The organism is Kribbella solani (assembly GCF_014205295.1).
Lineage (GTDB): Bacteria > Actinomycetota > Actinomycetes > Propionibacteriales > Kribbellaceae > Kribbella > Kribbella solani.
Genome location: NZ_JACHNF010000001.1, coordinates 24,804 through 46,246 on the forward strand (window position 1 = coordinate 24,804; position 21,443 = coordinate 46,246).

General features: G+C 68.2%; 17 protein-coding genes. 10 read left to right on the plus strand and 7 right to left on the minus strand.

The features are described from left to right. Nucleotides 1-22: 22 nt before the first annotated feature. Nucleotides 23-619, minus strand: a complete 597-nt coding sequence (locus HDA44_RS00105) for an HIT family protein (RefSeq protein WP_184830355.1) — start codon at nt 617-619, stop codon at nt 23-25. Between the two features lie 158 nt (nt 620-777). Here HDA44_RS00105 and HDA44_RS00110 point away from each other — a divergent pair, with 158 nt between their 5' ends. Further along, a complete protein-coding gene (locus HDA44_RS00110) occupies nt 778-2,754 on the plus strand; it encodes a DUF8189 domain-containing protein (protein ID WP_184830356.1) in 1,977 nt (658 codons plus the stop codon). Here the strand turns inward: HDA44_RS00110 and HDA44_RS00115 are convergent, their stop codons facing one another. The 6 genes from HDA44_RS00115 to HDA44_RS00140 form a co-directional block, all read right to left on the minus strand. Beyond that, on the minus strand, nt 2,755-3,588 hold the full coding sequence (locus HDA44_RS00115) for a TIGR03620 family F420-dependent LLM class oxidoreductase (protein ID WP_184830357.1): 834 nt from the start codon (nt 3,586-3,588) through the stop codon (nt 2,755-2,757). 170 nt (nt 3,589-3,758) lie between these two features. Then, the gene (locus HDA44_RS00120) at nt 3,759-6,266 is read right to left on the minus strand and encodes a family 78 glycoside hydrolase catalytic domain (protein WP_184830358.1); all 2,508 of its coding nucleotides are present in this window, start codon (nt 6,264-6,266) and stop codon (nt 3,759-3,761) included. Beyond that, nucleotides 6,263-8,611, minus strand: a complete 2,349-nt coding sequence (locus tag HDA44_RS00125; RefSeq protein WP_202887008.1) for a beta-galactosidase — start codon at nt 8,609-8,611, stop codon at nt 6,263-6,265. Before HDA44_RS00125 ends, HDA44_RS00120 begins: the two co-directional genes overlap by 4 nt. 39 nt (nt 8,612-8,650) lie before the next feature. Continuing rightward, nucleotides 8,651-9,535 (minus strand): carbohydrate ABC transporter permease, encoded by an 885-nt coding sequence (locus HDA44_RS00130; RefSeq protein WP_184830359.1) that lies wholly within the window; start codon nt 9,533-9,535, stop codon nt 8,651-8,653. A 1-nt stretch (nt 9,536) separates the two neighbouring features. Further along, nucleotides 9,537-10,493, minus strand: a complete 957-nt coding sequence (locus HDA44_RS00135) for a carbohydrate ABC transporter permease (protein WP_184830360.1) — start codon at nt 10,491-10,493, stop codon at nt 9,537-9,539. A gap of 14 nt (nt 10,494-10,507) precedes the next feature. Continuing rightward, complete coding sequence (locus tag HDA44_RS00140) at nt 10,508-11,818, minus strand: extracellular solute-binding protein (protein WP_184830361.1); 1,311 nt, start codon at nt 11,816-11,818, stop codon at nt 10,508-10,510. 385 nt (nt 11,819-12,203) lie between these two features. On the opposite strand from HDA44_RS00140, the gene ald reads away from it, so the two are divergent. From ald to HDA44_RS00185, 9 genes are all read left to right on the plus strand, one after another. Beyond that, nucleotides 12,204-13,319, plus strand: a complete 1,116-nt coding sequence (gene ald, locus HDA44_RS00145) for an alanine dehydrogenase (RefSeq protein ID WP_184830362.1) — start codon at nt 12,204-12,206, stop codon at nt 13,317-13,319. After that, the gene (xerD, locus tag HDA44_RS00150; RefSeq protein WP_184842596.1) at nt 13,316-14,242 is read left to right on the plus strand and encodes a site-specific tyrosine recombinase XerD; all 927 of its coding nucleotides are present in this window, start codon (nt 13,316-13,318) and stop codon (nt 14,240-14,242) included. Before ald ends, xerD begins: the two co-directional genes overlap by 4 nt. 26 nt (nt 14,243-14,268) lie before the next feature. Next, nucleotides 14,269-15,588 (plus strand): hypothetical protein, encoded by a 1,320-nt coding sequence (locus HDA44_RS00155; protein ID WP_184830363.1) that lies wholly within the window; start codon nt 14,269-14,271, stop codon nt 15,586-15,588. A gap of 247 nt (nt 15,589-15,835) precedes the next feature. Next, the gene (locus tag HDA44_RS00160; RefSeq protein ID WP_238352317.1) at nt 15,836-16,942 is read left to right on the plus strand and encodes a ParA family protein; all 1,107 of its coding nucleotides are present in this window, start codon (nt 15,836-15,838) and stop codon (nt 16,940-16,942) included. Then, the gene (locus tag HDA44_RS00165; RefSeq protein ID WP_184830364.1) at nt 16,927-17,289 is read left to right on the plus strand and encodes a hypothetical protein; all 363 of its coding nucleotides are present in this window, start codon (nt 16,927-16,929) and stop codon (nt 17,287-17,289) included. The genes HDA44_RS00160 and HDA44_RS00165 overlap by 16 nt, the downstream gene beginning before the upstream one ends. Further along, entirely contained in the window at nt 17,286-18,296 is a 1,011-nt protein-coding gene (locus HDA44_RS00170; protein ID WP_184830365.1) for a segregation and condensation protein A, read from the plus strand. The genes HDA44_RS00165 and HDA44_RS00170 overlap by 4 nt, the downstream gene beginning before the upstream one ends. Further along, nucleotides 18,293-19,381: an SMC-Scp complex subunit ScpB gene (scpB, locus tag HDA44_RS38360; protein WP_337905563.1), complete on the plus strand. Its 1,089-nt coding sequence runs from the start codon at nt 18,293-18,295 to the stop codon at nt 19,379-19,381. The genes HDA44_RS00170 and scpB overlap by 4 nt, the downstream gene beginning before the upstream one ends. Then, a complete protein-coding gene (locus HDA44_RS00180; protein WP_184830366.1) occupies nt 19,371-20,114 on the plus strand; it encodes a pseudouridine synthase in 744 nt (247 codons plus the stop codon). The genes scpB and HDA44_RS00180 overlap by 11 nt, the downstream gene beginning before the upstream one ends. A 99-nt stretch (nt 20,115-20,213) precedes the next feature. Continuing rightward, a complete protein-coding gene (locus HDA44_RS00185; protein WP_184830367.1) occupies nt 20,214-21,437 on the plus strand; it encodes an IS30 family transposase in 1,224 nt (407 codons plus the stop codon). The last annotated feature ends 6 nt before the right edge of the window (nt 21,438-21,443 follow it).

A 21,443-nucleotide genomic window follows, 5' to 3' on the forward strand; every position in this document is an offset into this window, starting at 1 on the left:
GGATCTGAGGTGGTGGGTGGGGTCAGCTGAGGTGGGCGGTGCCGCCGGCCTTGGCGAGGGTGGTGGCTACCTGGCGGGTGTTGGTGGTGTGTTCGGAGCTGGGGATCGGCGGCAGGATTTCGTTCCAGGCGGCGATCATCGCGCCGCGGAGCTGCATCATGCCGAGTGGCCGGGCGAGGAAGTGGACGTGGAAGTGTTCGCTGCCGTCACCCCAGCGGTTGAAGTGGGTACGGGCGACGCTGTCGATGCCCTGGATCGCGTTCGCCACCCGCTGAATGATCACGCCGAGGGTCGCGGTCAGTTCCGGCGGCAGGTTGTCGAGCCGGTAGTGCTCCCGCGACACCAGCATCGCGACCAGCGGCAGGCCGCTGAGCTCGCTGCGCGCCCGCAAGACCCACTGGTCGTCGGACCAGATCGCGTTCTGGTCCGGGGTGGCGCAGATCCCGCAGCTCGTCCCGGCCTCGCCGGCGCGGGGCGGTTCGGGTAGCACCGGATCGGCCAGTGGGACCACCTGCAGGTCACCTTCGAAGGGGAAGAACGGGCCGCCGAGAAGTGGCTCGGCGGAGACTCGCTCGCCGTACGGAAGCCGGCGGTGGTACTCGGAAGGCAGATCGGTCATGACCGCACTCTGCCGAGTACGCGGGACCTGGGCAAGCGTGGACAAGCGGCGCCGGCTTTTCGGGTCTCGTTTCAGCGGTTGACGGCGTCGTGGGGGAGCGGTCACGCTGCGGGGAATCGATTTCTTGCCACCGAATGACGGAGCCCGTGAGGTGGATGATGGAGCCTAGGCGGCGGACCGTGGTGCTGGGTGGATTGGGAGTCGCGGCCGGAGCACTGACCGGACTGCCTCCCGTGAGTGCGGCCGCGAGCACGGCGGCGCTCACTTGGGTCGGGGCGGGGCCGTTCAAGCATGTGTACGATCCGACGCCGGGCGGCCCGCCGTACGAGTACCTGAACGACCACTGCGTGATCCAGGGCCGCGACGGCACCTGGCACCTGTACGGGATCATCGGCAACTCCGCTCCGCCCGGTAGCTTCCCCGGCGGCAACGCGGAGATCCACTTCGCCCATGCGACCGCTCCGGCGCTGGACGGTCCCTGGACCACACAGCCGTACGCGCTGAGCGTTGACCCGAACTACTTCAGTGAAGAGCACCTGTGGGCACCGCATGTCATCGAGAACGCTGGTACGTACTACATGTTCTACGCGGCCGGCGGTAGCGGCTGTGCGATCAACCTGGCTACGTCCACCGACCTGTTCAACTGGACGCGAATTCCACAAGGGCCGGTGTTCCGCGGGCTGGTCGCACGTGACCCGTTTGTCACCCGCATCGGCAACCAGTGGGTCATGTACTACTGCGAGCTGGCCAACTGGCAGTCGAACCACATCGTCGCGGCACGTACAAGTACTGACCTGATCCACTGGAGTGCACCACGGACTGTCTTCACTGACCCGAGTACTGACTCCAACGCGTCAGTCACCGAGTCTCCGGTTGTGGTGCAGCGCGACGGCACGTACTACCTGTTCATCGGCCCGCGCTTCGGGTACGTCGGTACGGATGTGTTCCGCAGCACCGACCCGTTCAACTTCCAGCTCGCCAGCTACGCCGGTCACGTACCTGCTCATGCCATAGAGGTTGTTGGTGATCGCGTCACGGGCGCCGGGTCGTTCCAGCACGGCGTCTACCTCGCTGACTTGCAGTGGCGCAGTACGCCGCCGGTCTGGCACAGCCTGGACAACCCGGCTGCCGGACTGAACCCACAGGGCGCCATAGAGCTGTTTGCCCTCGACAACAACCACCGGATCGTCAGACGCGTACTACCTGGCGACTGGGAGTTGTTCAGCGACGAAGTGACCACAGTGCCAACAGTCGGCCGCAACACCGACGGACGGTTGGAGCTGTTCACAGTCGCGAAGGACCAGGGTCTGATTCATCGCGTCCAGCGAGCTGACGGGACCTGGGGTGACTGGGAGGTGTTCGGTGGAGCAGCTGGTGCCGCACCGGCCGTCTCACGCAATGCCGATGGCCGCCTGGAGGTGTTCGCACTCGGGCCAGCCGGTGCGTACATCACGCACCGCTGGCAGAACGGTGGCGGTTCGGCGAGCTGGAGTGACTGGGAGAGCTTCGGTGGCGCAGCCGGTGCGCCGCCTGTCGTAGGCGTCAATGCCGACGGCCGGATGGAGGTGTTCGCACTCGGTCCAGGCGGTGCGTACGTCGCGCACCGCTGGCAGAACGTACCGAACGGTGGCTGGAGCTCCTGGGACACTGGCTTCGGCGGTCCGGCAGCCGCACTCAGTACGGTCAACCGCGACGGGCGTGGACTGCTCAACGTGTTCGCACTCGCACCGGTGAGTACTGGCGTACATAGGCGAGTCCAGACGGTACCGAGTGGTGGCTGGGCTGGTTGGCAGCTGGCCGACTCGTGGGCGGATGCTTCCGCGCGCACTGCCGTGAACGCGGACGGCCGGTTGGAGATGTTCTGCATCCCGCCCGGTGGCGCGCAGATCACGCACCGCTGGCAGACCACTCCAACCAGCGGTGCGTGGAGCAACAGTGAGGTGTTCGACTCACAGCCGGTCGCGGCAAGCCCCACTGTCATCGTGGACGCGAGCGGCCGCCAGCATGTCTTCGCCGTCGCACCGGACGGCGTACTGCGCGAACGCATCCAGTTTGCACCCAGCAGTGGCTGGGGGCCGTGGCGAACGTTGCCAGGAGCCCCCATCCTGCCGCTGCCGGTCGGACACCCCAGCTAGCTAGATCCCCAGTACAGTCGCGAGCGCTTCGTACCCGGGCAGTAGGTCCATCCCCTCTTTGCCCAGTTGCTGGATCGCGACATGGTCCGCGCCTGCCTCCAGGTGCGCGCGCAGACCGGCCGCCACGTCGACCGCGGAGCCGTGCAGCACCAGCGCGTCGACGAGCCGGTCGCTGCCGCCGCCGGCCAGGTCGTCGGGGCCGAACCCGAGCCGCTCGAAGCTCTTGGTGTAGTTGCTCAGCTGCAGGTACGACGACAGCCGGTCCCGCGCCGTGGCTCGGGCGATCTCCGGATCGGTCTCCAGCACCACCATCTGCTCGGGCGCGAGCAGCACCCCGCCGCCGAGAATCCGGCGGGCCTCCTTGGTGTGCTCAGGCGTGGTCAGGTACGGCAGCGCGCCGGCCGTCCGCGTCCCGGCGAGGTGCACGACCTTCGGCCCGAGCGCGGCCAGCGCCCGGCGGTCCTCCGGTACCTTCGCGTCGTCGAGCTCGTCCAGGTACCGCACGATCACCTCGTACGGCGACCGGTAGTCGTTGTTGAGCTCCCGGTGCCCGATCCCGACGCCGAGCAGGAACCGGCCCGGGTGCTCGTCCTCGAGCCGGTGGTACGACGCCGCCACCTCGGCCACCGGAGACTTCCACATGTTCACGATGCTGGTACCGACGGCGATCGAGTTCGTTGCGGCCAGCAACACCTCGGCGTCGCGCAGGCCGGTGTCCGGGGACGCGCCCAGCCACAGCGTGCCGTACCCTGCCCGCTCGATCCCCGCCGCCAGCTCCGGACCGAAATGCTGTGGTCCGTGCCAGACCCCGAACCGTCCCAGTTCCACCGCCACGCCTGCTCCTCTCGTCGATGACCCGCAGCATCGGACGCCCCGGGGCGGACGGGTGCCGATGCCAAGCATCTCTGACAACCAGGACTACCCGTCAATGATTCCTGCCGCGTCAAAGGGCTTCTCGATCAGACCATCAGAACGGGTGGTATGAACTCTCCGGGCCCGCGCTCTCAGGCTCGGGGCTGGATCACCTTCACGTCGGGATCGGTCTCGATCCGGACCCGTACGGTCGGTGGCGCCGAAACCTCGAGCTCGACGGTGCCGGAGCTGCGCCGCGACCAGGCGGTCCGGATCGGTCCGCGGGGCGAGTCGAAGCTGACCGTGGCATCGTTCACGGTGTCCAGAATCAGCGGCCGGACGACGATCTCCGCCCACCCGGCCGAGTCCGGGGCCTGCCGGAGCCCGGCCACATCACCGAGAATCCAGTCGTCGATCACCCCGAGCATGAAGTGGTTCTGCGAGCCGGGCAGGTGGCCCGCCGCCGGGCCCGCCCACATCTCGGTCAGCGCGGTGGCGCCGGATTCGACCTGCCCGCCGTAGCCCGGCGCATCGGTCCGGCGGATCATCGCGTCCAGAATCGCCGCGTTCCCACTGTCCGTCAGCGCGCGGATGAGCGCCGGCAGCGCGATCTCGCCGACGGTGATGGCTCCACCCGCGCGGTCGACGGCAGCCAGCAGACCTCGGGTGATGCCCTCGCGCTCGACGTCGTCGATGCCCTCGGCGGTCCAGGCGAATGCCCAGCTGGCCTGGCTTCCGGTGCCCCACTGCCCGGCCCCGTCGCGGAACGCCGATCTGAACCGCGCCCAAGTCTCGTCAGCGCGGCGATGCCAGTCCGCGGCCGGCGCCGTCTCGCCGAGAACGGACGCCGCGCGGGCCGCCGTACGCAGGGAACTGGCCCAGCCATGCGTGGCGACGAGATTCCGTGGCGTGCTGTCGTCGATCTCGATCCAGTCGCCGAGACCGAAGTCCAGCAACCCGTCGGCGGTCGCCCGCGACTCGAGGTGCTCCAGGTACCGACCCATCGCCGGCAGCGCGCGCCGCAGTACTGCCGTGTCCGCGTAGTGCCGGTAGAGCTGCCACGGGACCTCGATGATCGCCCGGCCCCAGTTCGGATCGTCGCGGAACGCCGTCGAGTCGCCCTTGTGCACGTCGAAGTCGAAGACGATCAGCTCCGGGGCAGTACTCGGGATCAGGCCGGCTTCGGTCTGCGCCTCGATCATGTGCCGGACAGCGTCTGTGAGGTGCGCCTGTACGTCGTAGTTGCGCGCCAGCGGGGCGAAACACAGGTACAGCTGCTCGAGCCAGCCGAGCTTCTCGCGGTGCGGGCAGTCGGTGAAGACCGAGTACATGTTGCCCTGCACCGCGCGATCGATCATGCGGTGCAGCCGATCGAGGAAGGGATCGCTGGTGACGAAACTCCCGGCTGCCGGGTTGTCCGTACGCATGACGTCGAACCGGAGCGCCGAATCGGGTTCCTGCTCCGACAGTCCCTCGACGTGCCAGTACCGGGCGCCGTGATACACGAAGGCGGGGTGCCAGCTCGCGGTTGTTGCCGTCGGCACCATGCTGTCCCAGATCGGGCCACCGGTCGTGATCTGCTGGGGCAGGCCGTCGGAGCCCAGCAACTCGCCCGGCCGGAGCGTGATCGGCGTACCAGCGACGGCGGCCCGGAGGTCGAGCCGCGGCCGGCCGGCCAGGTTCACGCCGAAGTCGATCACCCGGCTGCCGTCGGCGCGCCGCTCGACCGAAGCCGGCCGGACCTGCTCGATCACCCGGATCGGCGGTGCGGACCGCCAGAAGATCTGCTGGTCCCCGGTGTCGACCTCGACCGCGGGCGACCAGTCGCCGGCCGCTCGGGGATCATGATCCTCGCCACCGAACCAGTGCGCGGTCCGCGTCGGTCCCAGCCTGGCCTGCCATCCGCTGCCGGAGCAGATCGACTGACGCCGGCCTTCAGCATCGACGAGCTCGAGCCGCACCCGCGCGTACGGCACGTGTCCGGCAGTGAACTTCGTGTACCGGCTGGGGATCCGGGGCACCCAGGCGATACCGCCACCGAGGCTCAGCCGCAGTTCGTTGCGTCCGGCCCTGATCGAGTCGGTGACATCCCACGCGGCCGCCGGTATCGAACGGTGCAGCGCCGAATAACCAGGCTCGAGCTCGGCGTCGATCGCCGGGCGGCCGTTGATCAGCGGTACGACGACGCCCGCGCCGCTCAGGTACATCCGCGCGCTGACGATGTCCGCCGCGACGGTGAATTCGGTCTCGACTTCCGGCAGCGAGGCCGGCTCTGTCCGCGCCGGGTCGAGCCAGGCGGCATGAGTGATCGCTGCTGCCTCCCACTCCGACGCATCCCAGAGTCCTGCCTCGATCCACGCGTCCAGGCTCGGTACCGGTGTGCCGCCGTCGATCGCCGCGACGACGCGCCACCACACCCGCTGCCGGGACCGCAGCGGCTCCAGTGGCCAGTCGGCCGTGTGCGCATCCGCCGGCAGCGCGCCGTCGTACAGGTCCGGGTGTCCGTTCGGTTCGGACCCGAGCTGCAGCCGGAGCGAAGAAGGCGGCTGGCTGCCGTGGAACTTCCAGCTGAGGCGTGGTGAGCGATCTGGGACACCGATCGGATCGACGCGGCCGGCGGCGCGCAGCCCAACCGCGATCGGAGGGCGCCGGGCGGTCATCGGGCCTGCTCCGACCACACTGTCGAGGCGATCAACTGAATGCCGTCGACCGAGCACAGTGGCGCCGTGGCGTCATTCTTGCGCGACCTGGCCCCGGCCGGAAGGTACACCGGTGCCGCTGGGAACAACGGCAGCACCCTCAAGACCAGTTCGGAGTCGGGCCGTACCGGCACCGCGGACAGATCGAAGCTCCACAACGAGCCGTCCCAGAAACGATCCGCGACCGGGGAGCCGTCAAGCCACAGCTGGGCCGCGTCGCCCGTCCAGTCCACCTCGAGTTCCACCAGATCCCCGTACTCGCCGAACCAGCTCGGCAGCTGCAAGGTCCACTCGGCGGCGCCGGCCAGGAAGTCCTCGTTGCGGGGCGCCGATGCCCGCCGGTCACGGAATCCGTACGTCCGGTACTCAAGGTCCGGCTTGCGGTCGAGCCGGGCCTCGACCGCACCGATCCTCGGCGGTGGACCGGCGAGCTCGACTGGCACGGACACGAAAGTCCGCAGTGCGGGCTCGTACCGCCGAACCGCTGGCGTCTCGCTCGCGCGCAGGCGCAGCCCGCCGTCCGCCTCGGTCCACAACGGCGCCTTGCTCAGCAGCAGTTGCCGCTCACGGTGACTCGCCGGACTGCTCCAGGGCGCGCCGTTGGGCCGGTCGATGACCCAGGCGTCGTCGGCGCACTCCGCATTCAGCACCAGTACATCGATGCTCGCTTCGTCCCGCGCGACCTCGACGACGAAGCCGCTGCCGTCGTCCAGCGGCCGGCCGTCCGCCGCGCGGAGGACCTCCCCGTCCGTGGACGCCAGCTGAGGATCGATGCCGTGATCCGCGGTCAGCACCAGCGTCGATCGCTGACCATCGAGCACGGTCAACGGCGACGCCGTGGCCCACCGCACGCGTACGCCGCCGACCTCCAGGTGTACTGGCCAGCGGGTCACCGTCCCGGCCGGGATGTCCACCGGCACCGGCGGGAAGCTGACAGTTTCGTCGCGGAGCCGGATCTCGAACTGGGCACCGCGATAGTCGTCGAGGGGGACCTCGGGCTGGTGCCAGCCGATGAAGACGAAGCCGCTCGCTCCATCGCTGCGGAGCGCCCAGCGCAAGGTCGTCGCGTCCTCGACCCCGCTGGGGACGATCTCGGGGAACGACGGTGGCATTTGCGCCAGGGCCGTACCGAACGCGGCGAGGGCCGCGTGCTGACGGCGCAACGGACCCAGGCTCGGCGCGATCCTTCCGGATGCTCCGATCGGTGCATGGAAGTCGTAGTCGAACCGCGGCAGGTCGTTCGGATAGCCGGTCGCATGGCTCTCCTGCAGGCCGTCGGCTCCCGCCGGATTGGTGCCGCCGGCAAACATGTAGTACCCCTGCCAGCCCGATCCGCTGCCGAGCGCGTTGTTGGAGATCGCCGCGACGTCGAGCGCGGACGGCCACGGCCGGCGGTGATAGGACCCGGCCATGCCACCGCCGAGCTCACAGGTCACGATCGGGAACAGCGCCGAGGTCGGGGCCGCGCCGTCGGTGACCGAATGCGTGCCCTGCTGCGCCCGGACGTCCGCGCCCAGCATCGTGTCGTCCCAGTGGCTGGAGAAGAAGAAGTGCGCGCGGAAACTGTCGTCCCACGGCGCGTCGTGTTCCATCCAGAAACCGTCCGGATAGCCGCCGTACAACGGAATGACTTCCTGGCCGGGCAGCTGGGCGCTGCCCCAGGCGGACGAGGTCCACAGTGGAGCCGAGAGCCCGGCCGCTCGCAGCATCCGCTTGAGGGTGTGGATGTGGTGCGGGCGGTCGACGAGCTCGTTCTCGATCTGGATGGCGACGACGGTTCCGCGCGGGCCACAGTACGGTCCGGCGACCTCGCCGAGCACGCCGAACCACCCCTCGACCAGATCCAGGTAGCGCGGATCGTCGGTCCGCAACGTGGCGCCGGAATGCTGGACCCAGTCCGGGAATCCGCCGTAGCGGGCCTCGCCGTGGGACCACGGCCCGACCCGCAGGATGACGCCCAGGCCGATCTCGCCGGCGAGCCGGATGAAGGCGGCGAGATCGCGATTGCCGTCGAACCGAAGCTGCCCGCGGTCCTCCTCGTGGTGATTCCAGTAGATGTAGGTCGACACCTCGGTGGCTCCGGCCGCGCGCAGCAGCCGGAGCCGCTCGTCCCAGCGCTCGCGGGGAGTACGGCTGAAATGCAACTCGGCCGCGACGGGGATCGAGGGCACACCGTCGACCAGCATCCATCGGCTGGTGACCTGGTAGCGGTCGTGCTGGTCGATCTCGTTGCTCATCGCCGGCAGTACGGCAGGCTGCTTCCAGCCGGCCGGAGTGGCCCGGAGCGGCTCGCGGTCACGGTTCACGGTGATTCCTCAACGGATTGGGAGCGGATGGTGAGCTGATCACTTGACGGAGCCCAAGGTCATGCCCTCGACGATGCGGCGGCCGAGCGCGACGTACAGAACGATGGTCGGCACCACCACGATCACGATGCCGGCGAACAGTCCGCCCCAGTTCGAGGTGTACTGCATCGTGCTGTACAGACCCAGGAGCGCCCGCGGCAACGTGCCTTGCTGGTCGTCGGTGATGAAGACCAGGGCGAGCAGCGTTTCGTTCCACAGGCCGAGGCCGGTGAGCAGCATCGCGGTGGTGATCCCGGGCCGGGCCAGCGGCCACATGATCTGGCGAAAGGTCCGGAACGGCCCGGCGCCGTCCAGCGCGGCCGCCTCTTCCAGTTCGGTCGGCAGCGACCGGAAGAAGCCGGTCAGCAGGAAGACGGCGAACGGCAACGACGTCGCGACGTACAGGATGTAGAGGCTGATCCGGCTGTCCCACCAGCCGAAGGCCTGGTAGGCGGCGTTGCTGATGGCGTTCATGAAAACGAACAGCGGAACGATGATGATCTGCAGCGGGATGCCGAGTCCCATCGCGAACAGCGTGGTGACCGGCCCGGCGCTCCGCATCCCGGTCCGCGAGAGTGGGTACGCCGCGAGTGCCGCGAGGCCGACCACGGACACCGAACCCAGACCGACGAGCAGGACCGAGTTCAGGAACCCGACGCCCAGCTTCGACGTCACCCACGCACTGACATAGTTGCTGAAGGACCAGACCTCCGGCAGCGCGAACGGCTTGGTGAACACCGCGGACCCACCGCGGAACGATCCGAGGATCACCCAGCCGAGCAGCGCGACGTTGAACGCGGCCCAGCCGACGACGAAGGCGACACACAGCGCCCAGAGCACCCGGGGAACAACCGCGGAACGGACGACTCCGACAGGACTGGCCATCTCAGAACTCCAAGGCTTCGCGACGCATGAAACGCCGGACGGCCACCACGAGGACAAGTGTCATCAGGACCATCACCACGGCCATCGCGGAGCCGAGCCCCATGTCGTACTGCGCGGGCGCGCCTCCGGTGGTGGTCAGGAACACCTCGATGGTCATCGTGCGTGCCTGCGGCGGGGGATTCGCGCCGGTGCCGACGAGACCGTAGACGAACTCGAAGATGCGGATCGCGCTGATCATCCAGAGCACCGCCGTGACCGACACCAGGTCCCAGGTGAGTGGCAGGGTGACGTGCAGGAAGGCCCGGAACCGGCCGGCGCCGTCGAGCGCCGCCTGCTCGTAGTAGTACGCGGGAATCCGGCCGATGGCCGACGCCATCAGCATCACGTAGTACCCGGTCGATCCCCAGATCGTGGCGATCAGGATCATCTTGAAGATCCAGTCCGGCGTCAGCCAGAGCTGGGCGGCCGACCCGAGCCCGGCCAGCCGCAACGTCGCGTTCAGCAGACCGTCCGGCGACAGCAGCAGCCCCAGACCGATGCCGACGGCAATCGGCGACAGCAGGTGCGGCACGAACATGATCGTCCGCAGCACCGGGCCGAGCTTCAGCTCCCGCAGCACCGAGGAGATCAGGAAGGCACAGGCGAAGACGCCGATGCCACAGACGATCAGGATGGTGATCGTGTTGGTGAACGCCATCCGGAAGCTGTCGTCGCGCCACATCCGCCGGTAGTTCCCGAACCCGACGAAGACCTGCGGATCACCCATCCCGCGCCACTTCACGAAGCTCACCCAGACCCCGTACAGCGCCGGCAGTACGAAGAAGCCGACGTAGAACAGCAAGGCGGGGGTGATGAAGGGCCAGTAGATCTTCCGGCGGCCCTGCTCGGCGGGCGAACCGCCGGACCGGGCGCGCACCCGCGGGGCCAGACCCGCGGGACTCGCCATCACTCGACTCATCAGGCCGCGATCCTCTAGTTGTTCTTGTGGTAGTCGGCGGTTCGCTTCGAGAGCTCGGCCCGGAAGCCGGCCGCGTCGGTCTTGCCCTCGAAGAAGGCGACCACCGCGGGCTGCCAGACGTCGGTGACCCACTTCGGCATCGAGTTGTACAACCCGTCGTTGGTGCCGAAGAAGGCGGTGGCGTTCGCGAACTCCTTGGCGTACCCGGCCAGGTCCGGCGGCGGGGTGACGTCGGTCCGGGCCGGCATGCTCTTGGCGACCGTCGCGATCCGGGAGAGCTGCTTCTTGGCCAGGAAGTACGCGATGAACTTGTCCGCCGCCTCCTTGTGCAGCGCCTTCCGCGGTACGGCGAAACCGATCGGCCCGGCATCGACGACGCCGGCGCCCTTGTCCTGGTCCGAGATGGCCGGGAACGGGAAGGACCGGAACTGAATCAGCTTGCTCACGTCCTTGCCCTGCGAGGTCAGCGACGTGGTCGCTTCCGTCGGCAGCCAGCTGCCCATCAGGATCAGATTGGTCTTGCTGGTCTGATCGGCCCACGCGCTCTGCTGCGTCGGGAACTTCGTTCCGTTGAAGCCTTTCGGGAAATATCCGCCCTTGATCAGCTGTTGAATCGCTTCAGTTCCGCGTTTCCACGCAGGCGTTTCGAAGCCTTGGCCGGACGAATCCTTCGCGGCGTTGGCGATCGTGCCCGGGCCGCCGGTCCGCATCAGCGCCCACAGCACCCAGTACGCGTCGTAGTCGGCGATGTCGCCGTCGAGCGCCACCGGCGTCCGGCCGGCCGCCTTCAGTTTGTCGAGCACCTTGATGAACTCGGCCCAGGTCTTCGGCGGGTGCTCGCTGAGCTCTGGCGTGACCTTCTGGTTGTACCAGACCGACGACCCGACCAGGCTGTACGGCGCCAGCCGCGGGCCGTCCGTACCGGAGACCTCTTTCAGCATCGGCTTGATCAGCGAGTCGCCGACGGTCAGGTCCTCGCCCGGGATCTTCGACTTGTAGACGTCGGTCAGGTTCTGCAAATTCGTACTACCGTAGGAAGTCAGCAGGTCGGTGCCACCGTCCACCAGGTCCGGGGGGTTGCCCGCGGTGAGCCGCGGGATCACCTGCTTGCCGACTTCACGGCCGACCCACTGCGCGTCGACCTGGATTCCGGTTTCGGCGCTGAAGTCGTCGAGTGCCGCCTTGATCGCCTTCTGCTGGCCCTCGCCCTCGGTCCACATCGACCAGTAGACGAGCTTGCTCGCGGCACCGGACTTCGCGTCCTTCGCGCCGCCGCAGCCGGCGATCCCGAGGGTGCCCAGGGTCAGTGCGAGGACTCCGGACACCGCTCTCAACCTCGTGATGCGCATGGCGATCCCTTCTCTGGACTGTGCTCTGCTTGCCGACCTGCAACGGGCAGGTTCTGTCCGGTTGTGCACGGAAGAGCGCTTTGAAACGTTTTAATCACCGCTTTTGAACAGGCTATGCAGCGCGAGTGATTTCGGTCAAGAACCTGGCCCGAATCCGCCGGTGCGGAATTCGTCCGGCCGGCGCGGCCGCGCGGTGAAAATTCCTGCCGCGTCAGTGGGTATTTCGATCAGACCATCCGGACGGGTGGTATGAACTCTTCGGGCATACACTCGGCAACGACCTGGCAACCACCCCTCGAGCGCCGGGCCGCGGACACAACGACGTGCGCCGCACACCTGGATCGGGAAAGAAGGGCGAGTTGTGAAGGTCGGAGTTCCGAAGGAAGTCAAGAACCACGAGTACCGGGTGGCGATCACCCCGTCCGGAGTGCACGAGTTCGTGCGGACCGGGCACGAGGTTCTGATCGAGCAGGGGGCCGGCGACGGCTCACTGATCCCGGACCAGGAGTTCGTCGCGGCGGGGGCGCGGATCGTGCCGAACGCGGACGACGTCTGGGCGGACGCGGAGCTGGTGCTGAAGGTGAAGGAGCCGGTGGCGGAGGAGTACCACCGGATGCGCAAGGACCAGGTCCTCTTCACGTACCTGCACCTCGCCGCCAGCCAGGATTGCACCGAAGCGCTGCTGCGGTCCGGTATCACCGGCATCGCCTACGAGACGGTGCAGCTTCCGGATGGATCGCTTCCGTTGCTGGCGCCGATGAGTGAGGTGGCCGGCCGGCTCGCGCCACAGTCCGGTGCGTACCACCTGATGGCGCAGGGCGGTGGCCGTGGCGTGCTGCTCGGCGGCGTGTCCGGCGTACACCCGGCCCGCGTGGTCATCCTGGGTGCTGGTGTCTCCGGGATGAACGCGGCCGCCATCGCGCTCGGCATGCAGGCGCAGGTGCAGTTGTTCGACCGCAACATCGCACGCCTCCGGCAGGCCGACCAGATCTACCAGGGGCACCTGCTGACCATCGCCTCGAACGCGTACGAGATCGAGCGGGCCGTACTGGAAGCGGATCTGGTCATCGGGGCGGTGCTGGTGGTCGGTGCGAAGGCGCCGAAGCTGGTCACCAACGACATGGTCCGCCGGATGAAGCCGGGCAGCGTGCTGGTCGACATCGCGATCGACCAGGGCGGCTGCTTCGAGGACTCGCGCCCGACCACGCACGCCGACCCGGTGTACCGGGTGCACAACTCGCTGTTCTACTGCGTCGCGAACATGCCTGGCGCGGTGCCGAACACGTCCACGTACGCGCTCACCAACGTGACGCTGCCGTACGCGATCGAGCTGGCGAACCTGGGCTGGCGGGAGGCGCTGAAGCAGGACCACAGCCTGGCGCTCGGGCTGAACACGTTCGACGGCCACGTCACGTACGGTCCGGTCGCGGAAGCCCACGACCTGTCGCAGCTGAAGCTGGACGAGGTGCTGGTCTGAGCATCGCCCGTGCGGTTGGCGCTTACCTGGACCACCTCACGGTGGAACGCGGCCTGGCCGCCAACACGCTGGCGTCGTACCGGCGCGACCTGCGCCGGTACACCGGCTTCCTCCGCGAAGTGGGCATCGACGAGCTCGGCCCGATCACCGAGGCGGTCATCGGCGACTTCCTGATGCGGCTGCGGGAGGGCGACGCGGACCACCCGCCACTGACCGCGTCCAGCGCGGGGCGGACAGTGGTCGCGGTCCGCGGGTTCCACAAGTTCTGCGTCCGCGAGGGACTGACCGCGGTGGACCCCGCCGCGGCCGTCAAGCCGCCCACGCCGCCACAACGATTGCCCAAGGCCCTCTCGGTCGACGAGGTCACGCGCATCCTCTCAGCGGCCGCTGGAGCTGATTCAGAGCCCGCTGTGCTCGCTACCCGCGACGCGGCGCTGCTGGAGTTCCTGTACGGCACCGGCGCGCGAATCTCCGAAGCTGTCGGGCTGGACGTCGATGACATCGACCTGGACGCCGGTGCGGTGCTACTGCGCGGTAAGGGCAGTAAAGAACGGGTAGTACCCGTCGGTTCGTACGCACGTGAGGCCTTGTCGGCGTACCAGGTCCGTGGCCGGCCTGATTTGGTGTCGCGCGGTCGCGGAACGGCCGCACTGTTCCTGAACGCGCGCGGTGGGCGGTTGTCGCGGCAAAGCGCATGGACCGTGTTGCGCAGAGCCGCACAGCGCGCCGGCATCGCGCAGGAGATCTCCCCGCACACACTGCGCCATTCGTACGCCACGCACCTGCTCGACGGCGGTGCGGATGTCCGCGTGGTGCAGGAGCTGCTCGGGCATGCATCGGTGACGACCACGCAGGTGTACACGCTGGTCACTGTCGACAAGCTGCGAGAGGTGTACGCGACCTCGCATCCACGGGCACTCTGACCCCTGCGCTCGGAAATACTTCGGGGGTGCCGACGATGCCCCGGGAGTTCATTGACGTACTGGCCGAACGCTTGGCCGACTACACCGGCCGAGACTGGCGGGAGGCTCGTTCCGTCGTACGGGACGCCGATGACGGTCTGGCTGATCAGATGGCCGATCTGATGCTGGCCGACGTACGCGAGCATGTGGGTGACGCGCATGCGGAGTACCAGAGTGCCCGACGACGGCTCGTCGACGCTGTCGGCCCGGCGCTGCGAGCTGTTTCACCTGGTGTCGGAACCGACGTCCAGCAACGCCAGCAGGCACGAGCGGACGCGGAGCGCGTGTTCGCCGCTGCTGTTGACGTTGCCCATCCAGTGGCTGTCGCAGTGCAGGCGCCACGGGCGAAGGAACTGGTGCGGGCGGCGCAGATCGCTGATGTACGCGCGACACTGCGTGGGCTGCCGGCTGACCGGATGCCAACGGTCGAGCAGGTCGGGGAGTGGCTGGACCGGGCTGAGCAGGCAGATGGCTTCCGTCGGGAGTTCGTCGTCGATGTCGGCAGCGATCTGCTCTTGGCAGCCGGCGACCGAAACTACGACCCGCTTGGCCGTGAGGTGTCGACGCGCCGGATGCTGCAGGACGGCGTGGCGCGGGCGTGGGTACGGCAGCGGCTGCCGGAGGTCACGGCCGCACTGGGCCGGCCGATGGAACCGGGTGACGAAGAGCTGTTGCCGTACGGGTTCCGAGGTGGAATGGCGGACGGACTGGCCCAGGCAATCGGCGATCGCACCGGACGACCTCGTGACGAAGTACTGGACCGGCTTTGCGTGGTCGGCGACCTGAGCTTGCCCGCGGAGTCCGACCAGTGGGAGGTCGCCCGTCAGCTGCTGGTACCGGACGCCGCGATGGAACACGTCGACGTACGAGACCGAAAGCGGGCAATCGGGCAGGTCCGCTACCGGATGGAAGACCAGCTCGCGTACTACCACGAGGACCCCGCTCGGCTGCGCGACCTGACCCCCCAACAGGCAGGCGCCGCGATAGCCACCACCGGAGCAGACTGGGCCGGAGAATGGGGTGCCCGACTCCCCGAACCCCCCACCCCACCCGAGCACACCAACCAACTCACCCCAGACCAGCCGGCACCGGAGCAGGCAGGACCGGAGCAGGTGAGTCCGGGTCAGCAGGATCCGGCACTCCGCACCGCGCTGAACGCCGCCTTCGTCCCCGGCGCCGGCAAGTCACCCGGCCGCCCGGAACCAGCGCCGGCAACCCAGCCAGGCGCCACGGGAACACCGGTCCGCCAAGCAACCCGTCAGCCGGGTACCCGCCCCGGCACAACCCCAGGCGCCCGCGAAGCCTGACCCTCACCTCACCTGCCTTGCCTCGGCGGGTCGACAGGAGCTGCCGACCTCGACCCCCGATGTCGAGCGGTGGGGACGGTGTGCGATTATCTGGTGACGGTTGGTTACTCCAGGAGGGTGAGCGGCCTCGTTCGGAGCTTTGTCGACAAACCACCCGACCCCGGTGCGGAGTGGCTGATTGAGAGTGCTTGAATGCACGCTTACAGTCGCATGCGTCGCCCGTATCGGTTGAAAGGTTTGACGAGTCATGAACGAGTCGACATTCCCGGGCACCGAGAACGAGATGGACCGGCTGCCGGAGCGGTTTTCCGCCCCGGAGCAGGTCCAGCCGATCAGCATGCCACCCAGCCCGACCAGCACCCCAGGGACCAGTGCCCCGGGGACCGGCCCGGAGCGTCCGGCCCAGCAGCCGGCGCGGGCCTTGCCCGACAACTATGCGGAGATGCCGAAGCCGACGGCCAAGCTCACCGCGGAGGATCTCGCACCCGTGAATGACCCGAACGGTCCGCGTCACAAGATCGGACCGACCGGCCGGCCGCTGCCGGACCTACCGGAAGCGCTGCCGCCGACCAGGACCGGACCGGCGCAGGTCATCGCGATGTGCAACCAGAAGGGCGGCGTCGGCAAGACCACTACCACGATCAACCTCGGCGCGGCGATCGCCGAGACCGGTCGCAAGGTGCTGCTGATCGACTTCGACCCGCAGGGGTCCGCGTCGATCGGCCTCGGCGTGCAGCCGCACGACCTGGAACTGTCGGTGTACAACCTGCTGATGCAGCGCGACATCACCGCCGACGAGGTGATCCAGCCGACGCGGGTGGAGAACCTCGACCTGCTGCCGGCCAACATCGACCTGTCCGCGGCCGAGGTGCAGCTGGTCCAGGAGGTCGCCCGCGAGTACACGCTGCAGCGCGTCCTGGACCCGATCATCCCGCTCTACGACGTGATCCTGATCGACTGCGCCCCGTCGCTCGGTCTGCTCACGGTGAACGCGCTGACCGCGTCGAACGGCATCGTCGTACCGCTGGAGTGTGAGTTCTTCGCGCTCCGCGGGCTGGCGATGCTGACCGACACGATCGCCAAGGTCCAGGACCGGCTGAACCCGAAGCTGGAGATCGTCGGCATCCTCGGCACCATGTTCGACGGGCGGACGACGCACGCCCGGGAGGTACTGGACCGGGTGGTCCAGGCCTTCGACGAACGCGTCTTTCATACCGTCATCCGGCGTACCGTGAAGTTCCCCGAGACGACTGTCGTCGGCGAACCGATCACCACGTACGCCCCGTCATCGAGCGCGGCCACCCAGTACCGCGATCTCGCCAAGGAGGTGCTGGCGCGTTGTCCCGCCGGGTGAGCCTGCCAGGTGCCAGTGAACTCTTCGGGGGTGCGGCACCGAAGCAGACCCAACCCGAGAAGCGCACCACCACTGACGGACCGGCGGCCACCGTCCGGTCCCGTACGGCCGTCGTCGACGAACGTAAGTCAAGTGGTCGAATTCGGCACGACACGAAGATCACCGTGTACGTGACCGAAGAAGAGCTGATCGGTTTGGAGACAACCAGACTCGCGCTCCGCGCGGAGCACGGCCTGAACGCCGACCGGGGCCGGATCGTCCGGGAGGCGATCGACGTCCTGCTCGCCGACTTCGTCGACCACGGACCGGACTCGGTGCTGGTACGGCGGCTGAAGGCGTCGGAGTGACGGTGTCCTCGGACCCGCCCGCCGGCGCCGAGGAGCTCCCGGCGGTTGCCGAGGGCAAGGGATTCAGTGTCCATCTGGTCAACTTCGAGGGCCCGTTCGACCTGCTGCTGCAGCTGATCAGCAAACACAAGCTGGACATCACCGAGATCGCGCTGTCGGTCATCACCGACGACTTCATCGCGCACATCAAGGCGCTCGGCTCCGAGTGGGACCTCGACCAGACGTCGGAGTTCCTGCTGATCGCGGCGACGCTGCTCGACCTGAAGGCGGCGCGGCTGCTGCCCAAGGGCGAGGTCGAGGACGACGAGGACCTGGCGTTGCTGGAGGCGCGCGACCTGCTGTTCGCGCGGCTGCTGCAGTACCGGGCGTTCAAGCAGATCGCGGCGCTGGTCAAGGATCGGATGGAGCACGAGTCGCGGCGGTTCCCGCGCGCGGTCGGGGTGGAGCCGCGGTTCGCGGAGCTACTGCCGGAGGTGCTGCTCGGGATCGATCCGGCCGGGCTGGCGGCGTTGGCGGCGAAGGCGATGGCGCCCAAGAACGACGTACCCGCCGGGGTGTCGCTGGCGCACCTGCACGCGCCGGCCGTCACGGTCCGCGAACAGGCGGAGGTGATCATCGACCGGCTCCGCCGCCAGCGCAGCGCGACCTTCCGCTCGCTCGTCGCCGACTCACCCGACACCGTCACGACTGTCTGCCGGTTCCTGGCGCTGCTCGAGCTGTTCCGCGAGGCGGCGGTGTCGTTCGACCAGGTGACTCCGCTGGGTGAGCTGACGATCCGCTGGACCGGCACCGACGAAGGCGCGATCGCGGTGAGCGACGAATTCGACGAGCTCCTCAAACCGGCGGACGAGTCCGGCGAGGCCCCGCGGGTCCAGGACGACCCCGACTTCCTGGAGGCCGGCGAAAGCCACACCGACCCCGACGAGACCGCCCCAGAAGACTTCACCCCAGGCACGTCTGACCCGACCAACTCCAACCCGGACAACCCCGATACGGCGGACCAGTGACCAACCCCGACCCCACCCCAGCCCCCGCCACCCCCGACGAAGCAATCACCTCGGACGACGCGACCGCCTCCGACGAGGCAACCACCGCTGGCGGCGAGGAGTACACCTCGTCGGTCGTCACCTCCGCCGCGACCGCGACGCCAACCGAAGTACGCGACGAGGGGGAAGGCGGCGCCTCCGCCTCGTCTCCGGACACCGCGGTTGTCGGTGATGAGCAGAGCGTGTTGCCGGTGGGGGATGAGGTTGTTGTTGATGACGACACGATGCGGCGGGCGCTTGAGGCCATTTTGATGGTGACGGACGAGCCGTTGCCGGTGCTGACGTTGGCGCGGGCGGTGGGGCGGCCGGTTGGTGATGTCGCGGACGCGCTGGCGGGGCTGGCGGCCGAGTACACCGAGCAGGGGCGCGGGTTCGACCTGCGTGAGGTGGGCGGCGGCTGGCGGTACTACACCCGCGCCGACGCCGCCATGTACGTCGAACGCTTCGTCCTGGACGGACAGCAGGCGCGGCTGACCCAGGCGGCGCTGGAGACGCTCGCGGTGGTCGCGTACAAGCAGCCGGTCAGTCGTGCGCGGGTCTCCGCGATCCGTGGGGTGAACGTCGACGGCGTGATGCGTACGCTCGTCGCGCGTGGTCTGGTCGAAGAGGCCGGCGCCGACACGGAATCCCAGGCGACCCTGTACCGGACCAGCACGTACTTCCTTGAGCGGATGGGGATGCAGTCCCTGGACGATCTGCCGGAGCTGGCGCCGTACTTGCCTGAAATGGACGACATAGAAGAGGAACTGGCGGCGCAGGCACTACCTGAAGCTCCCGCGGACACCGAACCGGAGCAGACAACCGAACAACCCACTCTCACCCCCGAAGACAGCTCGGACGATGCCGGGCAGGACACCGAAGGTGACGTGAGTGACCGGGGGATCGACGGAGACCTGACCGAGCCGTCGGAGCAGGATGCACTGCCTGAGCCGGACGAGTCGGCTGAGCAGGACGAGGCGGTTGCGCGGGATGAGTTGGCTGAGTCGGATGAGTTGGCTGGGCGGGATGTTGTGAGTGAGCGGGATGGGGTGCGGGATGGGGGATGAGGGGCGGGATGCCGGGGTTCGGTTGCAGAAGGTGTTGGCTCGGGCGGGGGTGGCTTCGCGGCGGAATGCGGAGTTGCTGATCGAGGAGGGGCGGGTCGAGGTCGACGGGCGGGTGGTGACCGAGTTCGGGGTGCGGGTCGACCCCGAGGTCGCGGTGATTCGCGTCGACGGGGCGCGGATTCCGCCGGTCAGCGCGAACGTTTACCTGGTACTCAACAAACCGCGCGGTGTCGTCACCACGATGTCCGATCCGCAGGGCCGGCCGTGCATCACCGACTATGTGCGGGACCGCCCGGAGCGGTTGTTCCACATCGGCCGGCTGGACACCGACACGGAAGGTCTGTTGCTGCTCACCAACCACGGTGAGTTCGCGCACCGGCTGGCGCATCCGTCGTACGAGGTGTCCAAGACGTACGTCGCCGAGGTGGACGGCAACGTGAAACCGGCCGCGCTGCGCCGCCTCCTGGACGGCGTCGACCTGGACGACGGTCCGGCCCGGGCAGACACGGTGAAGGTCGTCTCCACGGTCCCGGGGCGTACGTTGATCGAGATGTCCTTGCACGAGGGCCGGAACCGGATCGTACGCCGGATGTTCGACGCGGTCGGCCACCCGGTGAAGCGGCTCACCCGCACCGCGATCGGCCCAGTACGCCGCGGCAACCTCCACACCGGCGACCTCCGCGCCCTCGACCCGACCGAACTCGGCCAGCTCCTGGACCTGGTCGACCTCTGAAGCTTCCCCACCAATGTTGTGGGTTCCCCACCGGTATACGAGTGGAGAACCCAGGCGGGGTCCAGTGGTCGAAGCAACGCCTGATGGAAGGTGTTGTGTATGCCGATGAGGTATCCGTACGGAGTGCGGGATGAGTTTTTCGCGCTGGTGGGTGGTGGGTGGTCGGTGCAGTCAGCGGCGTCGGCGGTCGGCGTGTCGTGGGATACGGGTTCGTTGTGGTGGCGAACATCGGGGCTTGTGGAGCCATCGTTGCGGCAGAACAGAGCTGGTGGGTTGCCGGGCAGCGTGCCAGCAGCAGTCCCGGGTGGGGTCGCGGGGACGCGAGCTCGGCGGCCGTTGACCAGTGAGGACCGGGCGGTGATCGCTGTGCTGTTACGGCAGGGGTTGTCGTATGCCGGGATCGGTGAGGCGATCGGGCGGGACAAGTCGGTGATCTGGCGTGAGGTGGCCCGCAATCGCGGCCGGGACGGGTCCTATTGGGCGCCGGTGGCTCACCGTGCCGCTCATGAGCGGCGGCGCCGGCCCAAGGAGTTCAAGCTGGCCGCCGATCCGGGGCTGTGCGCCCGGATCACCGGCTGGATGGACACCGGCTGGTCCCCGGGCCTGATCGCGGCAGTACTGCGCCGTGATCACCCCGGCGACAGCGCGCAGGAGAGGATGGCTCGTGTGTCGCACGAAACCATCTACCAAGCGCTGTATGTGCAGACCCGCGGCCAGCTGCGACAAGACCTGCACCGGCAGTTGAGCCTGCGCCGCACGGCCCGCAAACCCCGCGGCGGCGACCATCGCCAGGCCCGAAACCCGTACCGGGAAGCGTTCACGATCAGTCAACGCCCCGCCGAGGCCACCGACCGTGCCGTGCCCGGACATTGGGAAGGCGACCTGATCATCGGCACCGGCAACCGCTCCGCGGTCGGCACACTGGTCGAGCGCACCACCCGGTTCACCATCTTGCTGCACCTGCCCGGCCAGCACGACGCCGACACCGTGGCCGAGACCATGATCACCCAGATGCGCACCCTGCCCGACCACCTGCGCCGCTCCCTGACCTGGGACCGCGGACGCGAACTAGCCGCCTACCGGCGCATCCAGCTCGATCTGAACATGCCTGTCTACTTCTGCGACCCCCACTCCCCCTGGCAACGCGGCACCAACGAGAACACCAACCGGCTCCTGCGGTTCTGGCTCACCAAAGGCACAGACCTGTCCACCCACACCGCCGCCAGCCTCGACCAGATCGCCACCACCCTCAACCAACGACCCCGCCCTACACTCAACCTCAAAACCCCAGCCCAAGCACTGGCCGAACTACTCGTTGCTTAGACCACT